The 17,525-nt window shown below is 59.0% G+C and carries 11 protein-coding genes and 2 pseudogenes; 5 read left to right on the forward strand and 8 right to left on the reverse strand.

Features of this window, described 5'->3' with window-relative positions; all coding sequences use genetic code 11:
- The 3 genes and pseudogenes from AACY18_RS14600 to AACY18_RS14610 all read right to left on the reverse strand — a co-directional run.
- Positions 1-727, reverse strand: a pseudogene (locus AACY18_RS14600) (toxin); the annotation flags it as partial.
- The gene (locus AACY18_RS14605) at positions 724-5,241 is read right to left on the reverse strand and encodes a SpvB/TcaC N-terminal domain-containing protein (protein WP_339465225.1); all 4,518 of its coding nucleotides are present in this window, start codon (positions 5,239-5,241) and stop codon (positions 724-726) included. The pseudogene AACY18_RS14600 and the gene AACY18_RS14605, both read right to left, overlap by 4 nt.
- A gap of 202 nt (positions 5,242-5,443) precedes the next feature.
- Positions 5,444-6,967, reverse strand: coding sequence for a fumarate hydratase (locus tag AACY18_RS14610; protein ID WP_221730643.1), 1,524 nt, complete (start codon positions 6,965-6,967; stop codon positions 5,444-5,446).
- Positions 6,968-7,426: 459 nt separating this feature from the next.
- Here AACY18_RS14610 and AACY18_RS14615 point away from each other — a divergent pair, with 459 nt between their 5' ends.
- From AACY18_RS14615 to AACY18_RS14625, 3 genes are read left to right on the forward strand one after another with little or no spacing between them, the layout of a single operon-like run.
- Positions 7,427-8,533: a GGDEF domain-containing protein gene (locus AACY18_RS14615; protein WP_339434288.1), complete on the forward strand. Its 1,107-nt coding sequence runs from the start codon at positions 7,427-7,429 to the stop codon at positions 8,531-8,533.
- Entirely contained in the window at positions 8,526-9,461 is a 936-nt protein-coding gene (locus AACY18_RS14620) for an iron-sulfur-binding ferredoxin reductase (RefSeq protein WP_339434287.1), read from the forward strand. The genes AACY18_RS14615 and AACY18_RS14620 overlap by 8 nt, the downstream gene beginning before the upstream one ends.
- Positions 9,462-9,490: 29 nt before the next feature.
- Positions 9,491-10,240 carry an enoyl-CoA hydratase-related protein gene (locus tag AACY18_RS14625; protein WP_339465227.1) on the forward strand — a complete coding sequence of 250 codons (750 nt, stop codon included), beginning with the start codon at positions 9,491-9,493 and terminating at the stop codon, positions 10,238-10,240.
- 188 nt (positions 10,241-10,428) lie between these two features.
- Here AACY18_RS14625 and AACY18_RS14630 read toward each other — a convergent pair whose 3' ends face one another.
- The 4 genes from AACY18_RS14630 to pyk form a co-directional block, all read right to left on the reverse strand.
- A complete protein-coding gene (locus tag AACY18_RS14630) occupies positions 10,429-11,715 on the reverse strand; it encodes a hypothetical protein (protein ID WP_339465229.1) in 1,287 nt (428 codons plus the stop codon).
- Between the two features lie 214 nt (positions 11,716-11,929).
- On the reverse strand, positions 11,930-13,207 hold the full coding sequence (locus AACY18_RS14635; RefSeq protein WP_339465231.1) for a delta-60 repeat domain-containing protein: 1,278 nt from the start codon (positions 13,205-13,207) through the stop codon (positions 11,930-11,932).
- A 275-nt stretch (positions 13,208-13,482) separates the two neighbouring features.
- Positions 13,483-14,217: a hypothetical protein gene (locus AACY18_RS14640; protein ID WP_339465266.1), complete on the reverse strand. Its 735-nt coding sequence runs from the start codon at positions 14,215-14,217 to the stop codon at positions 13,483-13,485.
- A 199-nt stretch (positions 14,218-14,416) separates the two neighbouring features.
- Positions 14,417-15,868 carry a pyruvate kinase gene (gene pyk / locus AACY18_RS14645; RefSeq protein WP_339431009.1) on the reverse strand — a complete coding sequence of 484 codons (1,452 nt, stop codon included), beginning with the start codon at positions 15,866-15,868 and terminating at the stop codon, positions 14,417-14,419.
- Positions 15,869-16,060: 192 nt separating this feature from the next.
- Here pyk and AACY18_RS14650 point away from each other — a divergent pair, with 192 nt between their 5' ends.
- Both AACY18_RS14650 and AACY18_RS14655 read left to right on the forward strand, forming a co-directional pair.
- Entirely contained in the window at positions 16,061-16,447 is a 387-nt protein-coding gene (locus AACY18_RS14650; RefSeq protein WP_339431008.1) for a tetratricopeptide repeat protein, read from the forward strand.
- A gap of 231 nt (positions 16,448-16,678) precedes the next feature.
- Positions 16,679-17,038 (forward strand): PilZ domain-containing protein, encoded by a 360-nt coding sequence (locus tag AACY18_RS14655; protein WP_339431007.1) that lies wholly within the window; start codon positions 16,679-16,681, stop codon positions 17,036-17,038.
- 147 nt (positions 17,039-17,185) lie between these two features.
- Here the strand turns inward: AACY18_RS14655 and AACY18_RS14660 are convergent.
- Positions 17,186-17,323, reverse strand: a pseudogene (locus AACY18_RS14660) (DUF6124 family protein); the annotation flags it as partial.
- Positions 17,324-17,525: the final 202 nt, after the last annotated feature.

A 17,525-nucleotide genomic window follows, 5' to 3' on the forward strand; every position in this document is an offset into this window, starting at 1 on the left:
TGATCTGGTCGGCGGCGTTGTACTGCGCATCAAGCAACACGGGCTGCCATTGGCTCTGGCCGCTGATCAACAGTTGTACCTGCCGAAGGTGCCCGGCCAGGCCGTAGCGCGAGCGTCGCCGATGGCCACCGGCGTCGGTCTGCTCGAGCAGCGCGCCGAGCGAGCTGAACACATGGTGAGTGGTGAACGGCTCACCGTCGTGGAACGTGCGGGTTTCCCGCAGCGGCTGGCCGGTCAGGGAATAACTGTCCGTGAGCAGCGAACCGGAACGGTCTTTCTGTTCCAGCAACTGGCCGCGACGGTTGTATCCGGCTTCGGCCGAGGCGTCGGCGTAAGTAAAAACGTCGACATCGGGTTGGCCATTTTCCTCGACCGCGACCACCCGCAGTTGCTCATCGAAGATCGTCTGCCAATGGCTACCGCGCTGATCCCAGCGCCGCAACGGCTCGCCGGCCAGACCCGGCAGGGTCAGGCGCCAGCCGGCGTCGACGCTGTCGGATTTCAATACCGTGCCGTCCAGGTTGTAAACCGTGGTCAGGCAGGGTGCCGACAAGCGCGGATCCCATTGCTCGACCAGACGCCCGGCGTAGTCATGCTGCCGACGGGTTACCAGCGCTACGGGGCTGTCGGCCGTCACACTGCGCAAGTACCCGACCTGCCGCACTGGCAAACCACGCGCATCGCTTACCGCCAGTGCAGGTGTACGGCGATGCACGTTGGCAATCATGGCTGCGATGCCTTGGTTGGCGATGACAGCTCGGCGGTGTCGTTGAAGTCTTCGCTGGTGTGATACCAAGGGTGGTACGTCTCTCGGGAAAAGTCGCCCTTGGCATTGACCATTCCGACCTGGCGGCCCTTGACGTCATAGCGAAGCTGATCGTGATGGCTCAGTGTGCGTAGGGACTGATCGTTGACGTAGGTATAGGTGTTGGCGAAAAACGCGCGGTACTGACGAACGGGCAAGCCTTTGTTGTTGTATTCGACCCGCTCGCTGATGCGCCAGCGCGGGTTGGCATCGACCACTTTGATCTGACCATCCTCGATAATCAGCGAGCCGTCGTCGTCCACGGCATACGCCTTGCCCGGGTCGACCAATTGCTGGGTTTGCAGAGCCCGGCCAAAACCGTCGACGCAGGCTTTGGTGATCTGGATCTGCGCCAGCGGATCGTCGGGGTAACGGTCGGCACTGAGGATCACGCTGTGCACTGGTTCGCGATGCACTGTTGCGATGGCGTCTTGCAGCGCCTGTTCATCAGGCGTCAAGGCGCCGCTGCGCCGGGTCAGTTGGCGGCGTGTACTGGCCCTGATGTGGCCGCTGGGCAGCAGATAACCCCGGGCAATCCATGTCGTAGTGGCGTGGGTGTGGTTGGCAATTTGCCCCATCCAGCTGAACAGATCCTTGCGCAGGGTACTCGCGGCTTTTTGCACGGCATCGGTCGGGTTGGCAATTGCCGTAGCCGGGCTCCGGTCCTGCGGAAGTTTATATTCGCTCAGTGGCCTGAAACCCGCTTCCCTGTTGTTCTCTGAGCCATAAAAACTGGTGGCCAGGGGCTGATTGGAAGGTTCATACAACGCCTGATGAGTGTTCAGGTTGGCATCGATGATTTTCAGCGCTTGCAGCGCGTGGTAGTCGTACTCGATGCAGGTGGTACAGCCATCCGGCAGTTCCACGAGGGTGACAGCCAGCGCATACGCGTCGTATACGGCGTGAGTGAAGCCATGGCTGAGGGTTTCGCGATAGCGGCGCACCTTGTAGAAACCGTCGAGGCCGGCGTATTCGGCGCAGTTGTAATTTGCCGACCACAGATTGTGCTCGGCGCTGCCCGAGGAGTCCTCCCAGAACAGAAAAGGCATCGGCAGGTAACCGATCTTTTCCAGTTCGCCGCGTACGTCAAAATCCGCTAAAACGCTGTAAGCGTCCAGCGCGGCTTTGTCCAGTTGGGCCACTTCCATGGGGCCGGTCAATGCCTCGAATCCGGCAATGCCATCGTCCAGCAACTTGCCATCGGTACTCACGTAACGCTGCACGGACTGTGTGGTCAGCACCCGTTCGGTATTCCAGTACGCCGAATCCTCATGTTCCATCAGGCATTCATAGGACACCTGCGCAGGTGTAAGCCCGGTGGGAAGTGTGCCATTGGACGACAAGACCAATGCATTGCCACGCTGTTGATAGGGCAAACCAAGACGCCAATGCTGCGGATCCTTGTCCAGATCGATGAACACAGAACGGCTTTCATTGAGGTAGAACGACCGTTGTGCCGGGTCATGGGCGTCGTACCACCACTGCTGTTGATCAAGATCGTCGAACGGTGGCGTATCGGTTTCGGTGAGCCGCCTGGCGTAGCTCACTGTGATTGAATGCGTCGGTTGGCCGTAAGTGTTGTAGCGCAGGACCACATCGTTGCGACACATGGGGTCATCGACGAAACCGTCGTACTGGTAGCTGATCCTTTCCACCACCAGCGGCAGCAAGACTGCGGCGGCATAGGCGCCTTGCTCGCGCACTTGACGCACCCGATAACGCATTTCTTCGACCGTATAAGGCGTGGTGATCCGCGGAACATCCTCGCCAGTATCGGCATAGGTCTCGATGCGCGTGACCGAGCCGACCAGTGCCCGGCAGATCTGGTAGCGAGTGTCGGCGTCAGAAGAATCCAGCTGTTCCTCGCAGTCGTCCGCCTCGTGATATCGGCTGAACAGCGTATCGCCCAGTGGCACCGAATGTGCGTCGTGATTGAAATAGTCGTCACGCGACCGGTTCATCGATTGCCCGGTATGAAACCAGGTGAAGACCCGCATCGGCTCGCTGAAGCCTTCTCCCTCATCGTTGCTGGCGCTCTCACTGTCGGTTTGCTGCAGCAAGCCGAAACCGCGGAACTCGCGCTCAACGCGGTCGTAAAAACCTTCGCACCAGGTGAAGCGCTGCGTCAGGCAGTTGCCGGTGATTTCATCCAGTTGCTGCTGCTTTTTGACCACTGCCACCGGAAACGGCAAGTGGCAAGCCGGAAAACGTCTAAGGCTGGGCAAGCGGCGTTTTTCATCCAGCCATTCCTGCGCCGAGCTGCGGTAGACCACGCTGGCACTGCAACCCATGTTGTTGTTACTGCTGGTCAACAGATACGGCTTGGCCGAAACGAAATCGTAGCGCCAATGCTGCGGCTGCATGTGCGTCACCGTCAGGATCAGGCTGGCGCAGCCCAGGCCTTGCAGATCGGCGAAACTCACCTGACAGAGGCGATCGTAGCGCACGCCGTCGGGCCACGGCACGCTGATCGGTATTTGCTCCAGGCCGTTGCCGCCGCGATTCAGGTAGATCTCGAAGGTATCCGACATCAGATAAATCAGCGATGCGGCACCGGAACCGTCGAGATCGGCCAGACGTACGCGGGATGAATCGAATTGCTCGTAGCTGAAAGGCAACGCGCTGATCTTGCGGCCTGTGCCAAACCGGCCGTGACCCAGGTTCGGCCAGCAGCGGATTTCGTCATGGCGTATCCGGCACAGCTCGAGCATATCGCTACCCAGCAGGTTGCCCAACAGCACCAGTTCTGTGCGCGAATTGCTGAACAGTGGCAAGCGGTCGTCGTCGGGTTGGTGAAGCACCTCTTCAGGCGCGGCGAAGCCTTGTTCGCGCTCGTTGGCATACAACCGCACGGAGCTGGGCCCGATCAACGCCAGGCTACTCAAGCCGTCACCGCTCAAGTCGCCAAGTGTCGAGAGCGTGTTGAAAAACTCTGGTGGGAATTTGCCGAAGGGGACGAAGTCGGCAAACTCGCGTTGTTCTGTCAGGGTGCGAAAACCACTGATACCCGGTTGCGCGATGACCCAATCGAGCCGACCGTCACCGGTCAGGTCGGTCAGCAGTTGCTGGACCGGACGGTTGCGATCGGCGAGCGGAATCTTTTCCAGTGCGGTCCATGGCCCATAGCCGATTTCATCGGTGCCCTTGGTCGCACGCAATGGTTCGCGGTAGTACCAGGCCTGGTCATAACGGCAGAGGAAACCCGGCACACCTTCGCCATAAAGATCCACACACTGGTAAAAACCACCGTCCTCGATACTCGGCTGGACATCGGTTTCGAAGAAGCGCGCCGGGGTTTTATTGATGTCGAAGGGGGCATAGTCGAACTCGACCGGCGGCGTGTTTTCGACAATGCCGCTCGCATCGAATGCCTGATAGTGCGCCGCGCTGATCTGGCTGTAGGCCCACTGCGCGATATTTTGCGGTTGGTGATATTCCAACAGCAGGCGGCGTACCAGTTTCGGTTGCTCGGTTTTTTCCTTGGAGAACTGATGAAACAGCAACGCTTGCTGGCACAGTCTGCGCGTGCCCAGTTCAAAGCCCCGACCATGGGTTGAAAAACGGTCGGGGCGGACTGTCCAGGGTTTCAGGGTGTCACCGTCGTAAGCAGGAATATCGGTCAGTGATGTGCTGCGTTCGCCGTAATCGAACAGCAGATGAAAGTGCCAGTCCAGTTCGGTCGGATTGTCCGTGGTCCAGCTATACAGATTGCTGCTGGCCGTGAAGTTGCCGTAGCACACGCGGCGCAGATAGCGCTGGGCGCGGTAGTCATGCAGCGGGTCGGGATCCTGATCATCGGCCTTGTACTCGAAACAGATGTGTTCACCACGTGCGTTCATGCTTTCGCACAGCAGCCAAGCGGCGATGCGTCCGGGAGCGTCGGGGTCGGCGACGCGTGTCGCTTCGGTCTTGCCGTAAAGGTGCAGTGAGCCGTCGGCGCCGTGTATCAGCCAGAAAACCGGTGGATCGGCTTCTCGGGTCTGCCGCTGCCAACGCTCGCGCAAGGCAAAGTCGCTTTCGATTTGCGGCCAGTAACGCACCACTCTGTACGGGCCGATGTCGACGCCGTTGTAGGTGTTTTCTTCACGGAATTTGATTTCACCGTTTTCATCCAGCTCCGGCATCCACACTTCGCCATCGGTACCAACGATCTCGTCGTGATCGGTATAACGTGGCACGCCTTTGTTGGTTCTGCGATTGATCTGACCCACGCCGGCCAGCTGCCAGGAAAGGCCGAATGGACCGTTGCCACTCTGACTGCTGTAACTCAGCGAGAACTGAGGATCCCAGCCCCGCCCGGCAGACGTTGGAATCGGCAACTCGAACGAGGCGGCTCCGGTCGGGCCCACAGCGCCCCAACTTTTGCCGATGGTGGCGATCGATGCGCTTTTGGCGATGGAGGGTGTGGTGATGCTCAATTCTTGCTGATCAGGCATGGTCGAATCCATTGCGCACGGGGTGGGCGTGAATGGGCTGACGCTAACAAGAAAGGCATTGAAATGAACCTGTCAGATCTGACAGGTGCGCAAGATCATTTTGTATGCATTGACGGAGTTTCTATCGCGTTCGGTTTGTACAAACAAAAAACGGCCGGATCATCCATGGGATGAACCGGCCGTTTTCATGGAGGCGAAGCGCTTACTGCACTTCTACCGCCAGGCTTTGGCTGATCTTCTGTTGCCAGATCGCAGGGCCGGTGATGTGCACCGACTCACCTTTGCTGTCCACCGCAACGGTGACCGGCATGTCCTTGACCTCGAACTCGTAGATCGCTTCCATGCCCAGTTCGGCAAACGCCAGCACTTTGGACTTTTTGATCGCTTGCGCCACCAGGTAAGCCGCGCCGCCGACCGCCATCAGGTACACGGCTTTGTTGTCCTTGATCGCCTCGATCGCAGTCGGGCCGCGCTCGGACTTGCCGATCATGCCCAGCAGACCGGTTTGCTCAAGGATCTGACGGGTGAACTTGTCCATCCGCGTCGCGGTGGTCGGACCTGCCGGGCCCACCACTTCGTCACCGACCGGATCAACCGGGCCGACGTAGTAGATGAAGCGACCTTTCAGATCGACCGGCAGGGTTTCACCTTTGTTGAGCATCTCGACCATGCGCTTGTGCGCGGCGTCGCGACCGGTGAGCATTTTGCCGTTGAGCAGCACGGTTTCGCCCGGCTTCCAGCTCTGCACGTCTTCCGGGGTCAGGGTGTCGAGGTTGACGCGACGGGCCGACGGGCCGGCTTCCCAGACGATTTCCGGGTAGGCGTCCAGCGGTGGCGCTTCCAGCGAAGCCGGGCCGGAACCGTCGAGCACGAAGTGCGCGTGACGGGTGGCAGCGCAGTTCGGGATCATGCACACCGGCAGGGAGGCGGCGTGGGTCGGGTAGTCCATGATCTTCACGTCGAGCACGGTGGTCAGGCCGCCGAGGCCCTGGGCGCCGATGCCCAACTGGTTGACCTTCTCGAACAGTTCCAGACGCATTTCTTCGATGCGGTTCTGTGGGCCACGGGCCTTGAGTTCGTGGATGTCGATGGATTCCATCAACACTTCTTTAGCCATGACCGCGGCTTTCTCGGCGGTGCCGCCGATGCCGATGCCGAGCATGCCCGGTGGGCACCAGCCAGCGCCCATGGTCGGAACGGTCTTCAGGACCCAGTCGACGATCGAGTCGGACGGGTTGAGCATGGCCATTTTCGATTTGTTCTCGGAACCGCCGCCCTTGGCCGCCACGTCCACTTCCACGGTGTTACCCGGGACGATGGAGTAGTGGATGACTGCCGGGGTGTTGTCCTTGGTATTTTTACGAGCGCCCGCCGGGTCGGCGAGGATCGAGGCACGCAGGACGTTCTCCGGCAGGTTGTAGGCGCGACGCACGCCTTCGTTGATCATGTCGTCCAGGCCCATGGTGGCGCCATCCCAGCGTACGTCCATGCCGACGCGCACGAACACGGTGACGATACCGGTGTCCTGGCAGATCGGGCGGTGGCCGGTGGCGCACATGCGCGAGTTGATCAGGATCTGCGCCATCGAATCACGGGCCGCTGGCGATTCTTCGCGCAGGTAGGCTTCGTGCATCGCCTGGATGAAATCCACGGGGTGGTAATAGGAAATGAACTGCAGGGCGTCGGCAACGCTCTGAATCAGGTCGTCTTGCTTGATCACGGTCATGAGTCGCGCTCCTCTAAAAGACGGGAACATTTTAATAGGGCAGCTTTGAGCTTCGAGCTTCGAGCGGCAAGTCAAAGGCAGTACGTGGACTGTTTGAGCTTGCGGCCTTGAGCTTGCAACTTGAAGCTGGCCCTTTGGGCCGGGCACGCCGGGGCTGCTGGCGCGACGCTAAAAAGGCGCGGCAGTATACCGCGCCTCGGTGGGGCATACACGCGCCGGGATTCATTCGTTGGTCGAATGGCTTGATGGGGTGGGGGGGATTGCATTGGCAAATCGAGATCCTTGCCCCTCAGTCAGGCCCTGTCTCCCAGGGCGGTGAGGGGCTTTTGAGGCCACGCTTTTGACGCCAATTATCCGGCCCGAAAATCAATGGTCATTTATCGACTACGCCACTAAAGTGGCAGCCGGTCTGTAGGGTAGGACACTCGGTCAGCCTCCAAACGCACGGTGAGTCAACGATTGACCCATAACGCCATTCAACGTCTTTTGCTTAAACGCTTCGCCCTCGCTGCAGCCACCTATGGATTGGCTTTGCTGCTGCTGTGGCTGGCGTTTTTTACCGGTCATTTCGGCGAGTCCCTGCGTGCTGTGACCATCGGCAGTGTGCTGGTGGTGATCAGCCAAGCCACTTTGTTCGGCCTGTTCTGGAGCGGACGCAATATGCGTTTTGCCGACCCCAGCCTCACCGAAGCGCAAGTGCTGCTCGGGCTCGGCTGGCAGACGTGGCTGATCGCTCACCTGGACGAGGCCCGGGGCGCGTTTTTGGTGTTCTACGTGCTGATCCTGCTGTTCGGTCTGTTTCATCTGAGCCGACGGGCGTTCATCCGCTGTGCTCTGTTGGTGTTCTTCAGTTTCTGCGCGATTACCCTGTGGGACGGTTACCACTTCCGCCTGCCGGAGCCAGCGCTCGCCGTGCTGCAAGTGTGCATCCTGGCGATGGTGCTGGCGTGGCTGGTGATTTATGCGCGCTTTGTTCAGGTTTCGCGTCAACGCATACGCCAGCGCCGGTTTGCCTTGCAGGCACATCAGGACACCTTGCGCGGGATGATGCGCCAGCTCGAAGACCTGGTCGCCACCGACGAGTTGACCGGGCTGTTCAATCGTCGACACTTTTTGCGTCTGGCCTCGCGTGAACTGAATGCGATGGACAGCGAAGCGGTGCACGGCCTGGCGCTGATCGACCTCGACCATTTCAAGCGCATCAACGACCTGCACGGTCACGCCGCCGGCGATCAGGTGCTGCAGGCCTTTGCCGGTGTCGCCCAAGCGTGTCTGCGCGACGGCGACGTATTGGCGCGTTATGGTGGTGAGGAATTCGTGGTGTTGCTGCCCGACTGCGACGCCGAACGCCTGACCGCCTGCTGCGAACGTCTGCGCGTGGCCTTTACCGACGTCGAATTGGTCGGCGTGAATGTGCGTGATCTCAGCCTCTCGGCCGGCATGACCCTGTTGACCTTGGGCGATGATCTGGATGACGCCTTGCAGCGCGCCGACCAGGCGCTCTATCGAGCCAAGCGTGACGGGCGCAATCGCTGTGCGGCAGCCTGGGAGAACGTAGATGCCTGAGCTTCGTGTGGGTCAGCAGAACTGGTCGGTAGCGGCGGGTAGCAACCTGCTCGATGCCCTCAATCAGAACGGCGTGCCGGTGCCATATAGCTGCCGCGCCGGCCGTTGTCATGCCTGCCTGGTGCAGTGCGTGCAAGGCCTGCCGGCCGACAATCGCCCGGATGCCTTGAGTGCCGAACAGCGCCAGCAGGGTTGGCGGCTGGCTTGTCAGTGCCAGGTTGTCGAAGACTTGCAGGTGCACACCTTCGATCCGGCGACGGACGGACGCCCGGCAGTTGTCGAGGCGCTGGACTGGCTGAGCGACAGCGTTCTGCGTTTGCGCCTGAGTCCGCAGCGCCCGCTGCGCTACAGCGCCGGGCAACATCTGGTGTTGTGGATCAATCACATCGCACGTCCGTATTCGCTGGCCAGCCTGCCGGAAGAAGACCGTTTTCTGGAGTTTCACCTCGATTGCCGCCAGCCCGGGGAGTTCAGCGACGCGGCACGTTGTCTGCAGATCGGCGACCCGATCCGCCTCGGCGAACTGCGCGGTGGTGCGTTGCAATACGACGCCGACTGGCATACCCGACCGTTGTGGCTGCTGGCGGCGGGTACAGGCCTCGGCCCGTTGTTCGGTGTCTTGCGTGAAGCGCTGCGTCAGGATCACCAGGGCGCCATCCGCGTCATTCACCTGGCCCATGACGCCAGTGAGCATTATCTGGCCAAACCCCTTGGCGCACTGGCCACCCAGCGTGAAAACCTGACCGTCGAGCTATGGACGGCGGCCGAGGCGCCCGCCGCTTTGGCGCAACTGCGCCTTGTTTCCCGGCAAACCCTGGCCTTAGTCTGCGGCTCGACGGCCAGTGTCGACGCCTTCGCCCGGCGTCTGTACCTGGCCGGATTGCCGCGCAATCAACTGCTGGCCGACGTATTCCTCAGCCGTGGTTGAGCGCTGATCCATCAGACGCGAGACACGCCATGACCGAAGCCATCCTGCTGGAACGCGAGCGCGGTTTACTGACCCTGCGCCTCAATCGCCCGGACAAGAAAAACGCCCTGACCCGCGCCATGTACAGCCGTCTCGCCGAGGCGTTGAAGCAGGCCGACAGCGACCCCGACATCAACGCCGTACTGATCACCGGCAGCAGCGAATGCTTTACGGCCGGCAATGACATCGCCGACTTCATCCAGCAACCGCCCAGTGACCTCGACAGCCCGGTGTTCCACTTCATGCAGGGCCTGCTCGAATGCCGAAAACCGGTGATCGCGGCTGTGGCCGGCGCAGCGGTGGGCATCGGCACCACGCTGTTGCTGCATTGCGATCTGGTCTATGTCAGTCGCGATGCACGGTTGTGCATGCCATTCGTCAACCTTGGGTTATGCCCCGAGTTCGGCTCCAGCCTGATCCTGCCGCGCTTGCTTGGCCAGGCCAAAGCAGCAGAGTTGTTGTTGCTCGGTGAAGGTTTCAGCGGTGAGCAGGCCGCGGCCTGGGGCATTGCCAGCGAAGCGTTGGGCAGCGGCGAAGCGGCATTGGCCAAGGCGCGGGAGATGGCGCTGCGCTTCGACGAATTACCGCCCGAAGCGGTGCGCATCAGCAAACAATTGATGAAAGCGCCGGATCGCGAGCAGATCCGCCAAGTGATCGAAGAGGAGGGCGCACTGTTTACTCAGCGGTTGCGCTCACCCGAAGCGCTGGCGGCGTTGACCGGGTTTATCAAGCGGCATTGAATTTTCGCTGACGGTAGCGGCCTTTCGGGAGCAAGCGTCCTCCCAAATCTGAAATTCATTCCCCTGTAGTGAGCAGGCTCGCGATTGCATTTGATCAGTCAAAACCCCTCTGGGATCAGAAAGACAAAAGCCCCCCGCCATTCACATGACGGGGCGACATTGAATTGCAGACAGACTGTGTGTCGGCTTCAACTCTTCCCGTGGAAACGAAGGATCACGCCCTGAGTCACCGACGTTGACAGAAAGCCCGCGATCACGATTTTTCCATCGTCCTGCAGAGTGAGGCCGTCGAAACGATTAACCGCCCCTAGTGAAGTAATGACCCAACCTTGGTCGTTGAAAGAGAGATCGTCTTTCGCATCGCTCAGAAGTCTGGCCACTATCACGTTGTTATCTTCTCCTGGCCAGTGGTTATTGCCGAGCAGCACGATTTTTCCGTCAGGTTGCATGACTGCATTTCGCCATGTGGTGTTGCGGCCATCCACTTGGGTCAGCAAAGGTTGTCCACGGTTGAACTGAATATTGGCTTTACCATCCGGTTCGAGGCTGATCAAAAGGCCCTGTTCAGCGCTGCCTGCCCACCCTAACGCCAGAAGCCGATTGTTCGGCTGGCGAATCACTTCTCTGACGGTCGTGAACTGTGTTGACGGCGATGAAAGGACGACAAATCCGCCGTTGCCAAAAGCGGGATCGGGCCGGCCGTCAGGGGTGTAGCACGCGAATAATGGCATTGAGCGACCCGAAGCTAGCAACAGATTGCCACCGACCATGATCCTGCCCTTTTCGTCGATGTATCCGCTGTTCATTGTTATGGCATTGGGGTCATGTTCCGGATGAACCACTTGGACATAACCTTTTCCATTGAAGGAAGTGTCCAGAGAGCCATCGATGTTCAGCAAATAGGCGAGGGGGCTGGGGGACAAGCCATTATTAAAGGTTTTTACGATCAGGATCTTGCCTTCAGTCGATGCGCTTACGCTGTATGAAGAGTCTTGATCCTGACGTTTCGATTGACCGGGGAACTGAGCCTGCAAGCCTTGGGGTATTGGCAGAGTCACAAGACCGTTGGAGCCGAATTCGCGATCCAGTTTGCCGTCGCAGAAGAAACGGGCCAGTACGGGGACGTTGCCTGACAGTCCAATCAGTAGAATCTTGCCATCGGCCTGCAGGATGATGGAATTGCCGATGGAGACCGGTGCAGAGCCAAGTGAACCGCTGACAATGCCATCCACGCCAAACGATTTATCCAGCGATCCTTCAGGCAACAAGCGGCCCAATATGTAGTGCCCTCCGGAATCATGAAAAGCATCGCCAGTAAAATAAAGGCGTTCCAGTGTCGAAAGGGATTGCGCTGTAACGTCTAAAAGTGTGGTTTGCGACCGCAGGTTAGGGATGTTCAGGTGCCAAATGCCTTTCTCACCAAAACTTTCATCCAGTGAACCGGCTTGTCGGACTGATGGGCTTGGAGTGGCCATGTAACGCTCCTTGAATGGATTGTTTTCGGCTTTAGTAGCTGCCCATCATCCTGCCGCGTCTACTGGCAGGTCTGACAGTTGACACTGGTTTGTTCGTTGTGCGTGCCGCGCCTCACGGTCAAGGGGCGCTGCCTTTCGAGCGCCGCATGCAGAAAGCAAAAGCCCCGTCATTCATCGGCCGGGGCTTTTGCTTTCTGCTCGCTTGAAGTAACAATCAGCCAAGTCCGTGCAAGCGCAGTACCTGACCTTGAAACTGCGGGGTAGTCCCGGTTCCTGCCACTACGATCTTTCCATCCTTCTGTAGCGTGACAGCGTAGAAAGTTGTTCTGCCGCCAACGTCCGTACCCACCCAACCGACGCCCGCGAATGTTGTATCAAACGAACCGTCACTGAGTATTCTTGCGACGACGGCTGGCGCTGTGTCATCCAGTTGCTTGCCTATCAAAACGATCTTGCCATCCGGTTGCATGAGTCCGCCGGCCCAGTAGGTGGGCTCATTATTCAATCGGGTGAGCAAGGGTTGACCTCGATTGAACTGGAGATTGGCGCTGCCATCCGGTTCCAGACCGATCAAGAGACCTTGGGGCGTTTCGGTTCTGCCGATGCCCAGCAGACGGTTGTTCGGTTGTTGAATAATGGCCACCAGTCTGGCGGACTCCGACACTGGCACAATGACAAACCCGCCATTGCCAAAGCCTTGATCGAGGCTGCCGTTGAGTCCGTAGCGCGCGAACAGAGGCGCCGACGTGCCTGAGCGTGGCGCCAGTTGGCCGCAGACGACAATGTTGCCGTCCTGATCGATCAAACCGCCATGCACTTTGACGTCAGCAGGATCGGCACCCGGATAAATGACCTGGACATACCCCTTGTCATTGAAAGAAGTGTCCAGCGAGCCATCGTTGTTGAGCTGGAAAATAAAGGCGCGGGTGTCCGCCAGATGAGTGATGACGTAAGAATTTACGATCAGGATTTTTCCATTGTCGAGGGGCAAGACGTTTGCCGGCACGCTCTGATCTTTACCTCCCCCCACGTCTATGAGCATCAGGGCATTGAGCTCTTGAGGTCGCGGAAGTACGACATGCCCCGCCATTCCAAATTCGACGTCCAGCGTTCCGTCGGGCAGGTATCGGGCCAATGCCGGATCACGTGCGCCTCCTACAGACCCGGTCACGAGAATTTTGCCGTCACTGAGAACGCTCACGGCGTTCCCCCGGGACTCGTTTGTTCCGGCAAAAAAACCGGTCACGACGCCATTCGTGCCAAAGCGGTTGTCCAGCGTTCCGTCAGCCAGCAAGCGCCCCAGCAGGTAGGGCGAATGGGTGACACCACGTCGTATCTGACCGGTGAAATACAGGTGCTCCAGGGCTGTGGTGACGCCGAGGATGGTTGTTTCAGAGCCCAATTGCGCGAGGTCGAGACGAAAAATACCTGCATCTGCAAAACTTTCATCAAGCGACCCTGCGGCCTGCACAGATCGATCTGAGTGGTTCATGTGGCTGTCCTTGAGTAGGGGGCGACTCAAGTAGCTACCCCTCACCATCCCCCGTCTACTGTCAGGTCTGACAGTAGACGGGGGATGTCACTCTGTGATTTACGCTTGCTGTGTCAGCGATGAGGCCGGCACAGGCGCCACACCTGCCTGACCCGGACGCAAAAAGTCCCGCCATTCAAATGGCGGGGCTTATTTTTCAGAAAGTCAGGTGGACCCATATCCTGACGCTATCGATACCCATGGTTGAAGAGGTTGTCAGAGGAGATTGCATACCTTCAACCAAGCAGGCCGCGCATGATTTTGATGTTCGTATCGGTTGTCCAACTGAAAAACAGTACGTTGTCAGGCATGAACGCGATGGCGAGTGATGAGCCCGTGGTCTGCGGGAAATGCAGGGAGCCGGAGCCTTTGCCGAATGAGCTGTCGAGTGTGCCGTCACTGATCAAGCGAGCTATCACAACGTTCCGTGTGGCCTCCATCGGCAAGTCTGCTCTCCCTGCCACGAGAAGTTTTCCGTCGCTCTGCGCTGTGCCCGCAAGCCACCCGGTTTCTGCATAGTCGAGCACTGTCTTGAGCGGTTGTGTGCGGTTGAACTGAATATTGGCTTTGCCGTTTGGCTCTCGACTGATCAGCAATCCTTTTCTGACGCTTGCAGAAGCTTCACCGATGGCAAAAACGCGTTGATTGGGCTGCAAGGCCAATTGATGAATTGCAAAGTATTCATTTTTTTCACCAACACTCAGATAACCCGTTTTGTTGAAAGTCTTGTCCGGCGAGCCATCGCTGTTCAGCACAGTGATGACGCCGAATGGGCTGTCCAGGTTCTGCAGCAAAAGGATTTTGCCATCGGGCATTACTGATGCCTGAGCCTGATCGTTATTGGGTTGACGGTCAGTTGCAGGTGTTGATGCGCAGCGGGTGGCCGGTAGATCGACGATGACTAAACCATTGTTGCCGAAGGTAGCGTCCGCAGTACCGTTCAGCGCCATCCGAAACAGTGCTTTTTCGATGGGGTGCCGCTGGCTCTCATCTGTTTGGCTTCAGGAAGGCAAGGCCTTCTTTCGTTCTTGATGGGATGCAGGCATCGACCTTGGCAGGCTCCTTACTGTAAGACCTGACAGTTGACGCATGAATAATTGCAGTGTCGGCCTTTACAGGGGCGAAAAAAAACCGCCATTCACATGGCGGTTTTTTTCAGCATCCGGTCACTCAGACCTGCGGGTCGCCCACGTGCAGGATCTTCATGCCGTTGGTGCCGCCGGTGGTGTGGTAGCTGTCGCCCTTGGTCAGGATGACCCAGTCGCCTTTTTCCACAACGCCGCGTTTGACCAGTTCGTCGATGGCCTTCTGGCTGACTTCGTGCGGTTCCAGCGAGGCTGGGTCGAACGGAATCGTGTACACGCCACGGAACATCGCCGCACGCGCCTGAGTCTCGCGGTGTGGCGAGTAGGCGTAGATCGGCACCGAAGAACGGATACGCGACATGATCAGCGGGGTGTAGCCACTTTCGGTCAGCGCGATGATCGCTTTGACGCCCGGGAAATGGTTGGCGGTGTACATGGTCGCCAGCGCAATGCTTTCGTCGCAGCGGGTGAATTCCTTGCCGATGCGGTGGCTGGAGGTTTTACCGGTCGGGTGCTTCTCAGCGCCGACGCAAATGCGCGCCATCGCTTGCACGGCTTCCAGCGGGTACAGGCCAGCGGCGGATTCGGCCGAAAGCATCACGGCGTCGGTGTAGTCGAGCACGGCGTTGGCCACGTCGGACACTTCGGCGCGGGTCGGCATCGGGTTCTGGATCATCGACTCCATCATCTGGGTCGCCACGATCACAGCCTTGTTGTGGCGGCGTGCGTGCAGAATGATTTTCTTCTGAATGCCCACCAGTTCGGCGTCGCCGATTTCCACACCGAGGTCACCACGGGCAACCATCACCGCGTCGGAGGCCTTGATCAGGCCGTCGAGGGTTTCGTCGTCGGCCACGGCTTCGGCGCGTTCGATCTTCGCCACCAGCCAGGCAGTGCCGCCGGCTTCGTCGCGCAGTTGACGGGCGTAGTTCATGTCGGCGGCGTCACGCGGGAAGGACACCGCCAGGTAGTCGACTTCCATTTCAGCGGCGAGCTTGATGTCGGCCTTGTCTTTTTCAGTCAGGGCCGGAGCGGTCAGGCCGCCACCGCGACGGTTGATGCCTTTGTGGTCGGACAGCGGGCCGCCGATGGTCACGACGCAATGCAGTTCGGTGGCCGTGGCGGTTTCAACGCGCATCACCACGCGGCCGTCGTCGAGCAGCAGCTCGTCGCCCACGCCGCAGTCCTTGACCAGATCCGGGTAGTCGATGCCGACCACTTGCTGGTTGCCTTCGGTCAACGGATGGCTGGTGGAGAAAGTGAACTTGTCACCGATCTTCAGCTCGATCTTTTTGTTGGCGAATTTGGCGATACGAATTTTCGGGCCTTGCAGGTCACCCAGCAGGGCGACGAAGCGGCCGTGCTTGGCAGCGAGGTCACGCACCAGTTTCGCGCGAGCCTTGTGCTCGTCGGGGGTGCCGTGGGAGAAGTTCAGACGGGCAACGTCCAGGCCAGCCAGAATCAGCTGTTCGAGAACTTCCGGCGAGTTACTGGCCGGGCCAAGGGTAGCGACGATTTTGGTACGACGGACGGACATGCAAAGACTCCTGAGTTCAAGCGCTAGCGAAGGCTACTATGCTCGACGGGTGTAGTCATTGTTCGTTTGCACTACTTTTTGCGAAGCGCTTCGTTCTAATCTTTTCTTTATTGAACTCGGCAACTTTGGGACAAACGCGCCTGAAGATTTCCGAGCAGGGGTCGATACAGAGCACAAGACAGGAGAACCCTCATGCGATTGTTGCCCATTGCCGCCCTTGCCCTCAGCGTCCTCGCCGTCACGGGCTGTACCCGTTGGTCGATGAACCATCATTTGAACAACGCCTACAGCGCCTATGATCGCGGCAATTGCGAGCAGGTCATGCTTGAACTGTCCAAGGTCGAACGCGCCAGCCGTGCCCGCCCGTACGTGTGGCCGGAAGTGTCGATGATGCGCGGCCAGTGCCTGGAACGTCAGAAAATGTTTGTCGACGCGGCGCAGACCTATCAGTTCATCATCGCCTCGTACCCCAACAGCGAATACGCCTACCGCGCACGCGCGCGCCTGGAAACCTTGCAGAGCCTGGGCCATTACCCGATCCCGGTCGCCACCCCCGCCGTGCGGCCAACCCGCTTTTAATGGAAGTTGTCAGACAAAATCTGGCTGTGTGTACAAGCTGAGCTATAGTCGATTAACCCGGGTTTAGAGCCGAATCTGTAAACCCGGAGCAACACCTGCGACTGGCAAGTGGTCAGGTGACGGCGACGTAGCGACCGTCACACCGGAAGCGGGGAGAGCGTGCCTGCGACTCAGGCACGTTCCGAAGCAAAGGTGCGGCTCTGTGACGGAGCCTTGCATGGCGAACTGCGCATGTTTACCGACCGCCGGATTGAACGGCATCAGCTGCCGTATTTCCTTAGAGTGTTCAATAGCGTTACCGACAAGCCCATCGGTTTTCTCGGCAACGTGTCCGCAGACGGGCTGATGCTGATCAGCCATTTGCCCATGATGGTTGGCGTGGATTTCCAGTTGCATCTGAAAATCCCCGCCAGCGATGGCTGCCAGCAAGTCATCGACTTCACCGCGTATTGCGTGTGGTGCCATGAAGACGCCACGCCGCTGCATTACGACGCCGGGTTCGTTGTGCAGCGACCGCCGCCGGAATATGGGGAACTGGTGCAGGCGTTGCAGCGTTATTTCAGTTTTCAGCCGTTGCCGGCTTCGGCTTGATTTCGGCGGCGCTCGCTGTTGCCATCGCTGGCAAGCCGCCTCCCACAGTTTTGCATTGTGCATGGATGTTGCTGTCGACGCAGACCCTGTGGGAGCGGGCTTGCTGGCGATGGCGTCTTCAAAGGCGCCCGTGATCCAAAACCAGGCCACCGCGATCGCCCGCTCCTGATCCAGCGCCTCTTCCGCCAGCAATAACCCCATCTCACTCATCTGATAGATCGCCATCGCCAGATGCCTTGGCCTGTCATCGAGGTTGTCGGCCAGGTCGAGCAGCAGAATGCTGACCGGGGCAACTTTAAAGCGCACAAGCCGGCGGATTCTGAGTGAGTTGTCGGCAACTGCGCAACCTGGTGTAGCCGGGTGTTAGTAGCTGAAGGACATCCGTATGTTGTAGCGTGAGAAAAGTTACCGTTGGTCGGGACTGTCAAAGTTGACAGGTGCGCGCGTAAGTCAGGCCGCCGTAACTTAGGACGACCCGCCACTAGCG

Origin of the sequence: Pseudomonas sp. EA_65y_Pfl2_P74, assembly GCF_963970575.1 — a bacterium.
Classification (GTDB): domain Bacteria; phylum Pseudomonadota; class Gammaproteobacteria; order Pseudomonadales; family Pseudomonadaceae; genus Aquipseudomonas; species Aquipseudomonas baetica_A.

What these genes read in the sequence shown, in the direction of transcription:
- AACY18_RS14605 (WP_339465225.1), bottom strand. Translation starts at nt 5,241, where the DNA reads ATGCCTGATCAGCAAGAATTGAGCATCACCACACCCTCCATCGCCAAA.
- AACY18_RS14610 (WP_221730643.1), bottom strand. Translation starts at nt 6,967, where the DNA reads ATGACCGTGATCAAGCAAGACGACCTGATTCAGAGCGTTGCCGACGCC.
- AACY18_RS14620 (WP_339434287.1), top strand. Translation starts at nt 8,526, where the DNA reads ATGCCTGAGCTTCGTGTGGGTCAGCAGAACTGGTCGGTAGCGGCGGGT.
- AACY18_RS14625 (WP_339465227.1), top strand. Translation starts at nt 9,491, where the DNA reads ATGACCGAAGCCATCCTGCTGGAACGCGAGCGCGGTTTACTGACCCTG.
- AACY18_RS14630 (WP_339465229.1), bottom strand. Translation starts at nt 11,715, where the DNA reads ATGGCCACTCCAAGCCCATCAGTCCGACAAGCCGGTTCACTGGATGAA.
- AACY18_RS14635 (WP_339465231.1), bottom strand. Translation starts at nt 13,207, where the DNA reads ATGAACCACTCAGATCGATCTGTGCAGGCCGCAGGGTCGCTTGATGAA.
- pyk (WP_339431009.1), bottom strand. Translation starts at nt 15,868, where the DNA reads ATGTCCGTCCGTCGTACCAAAATCGTCGCTACCCTTGGCCCGGCCAGT.
- AACY18_RS14650 (WP_339431008.1), top strand. Translation starts at nt 16,061, where the DNA reads ATGCGATTGTTGCCCATTGCCGCCCTTGCCCTCAGCGTCCTCGCCGTC.
- AACY18_RS14655 (WP_339431007.1), top strand. Translation starts at nt 16,679, where the DNA reads ATGTTTACCGACCGCCGGATTGAACGGCATCAGCTGCCGTATTTCCTT.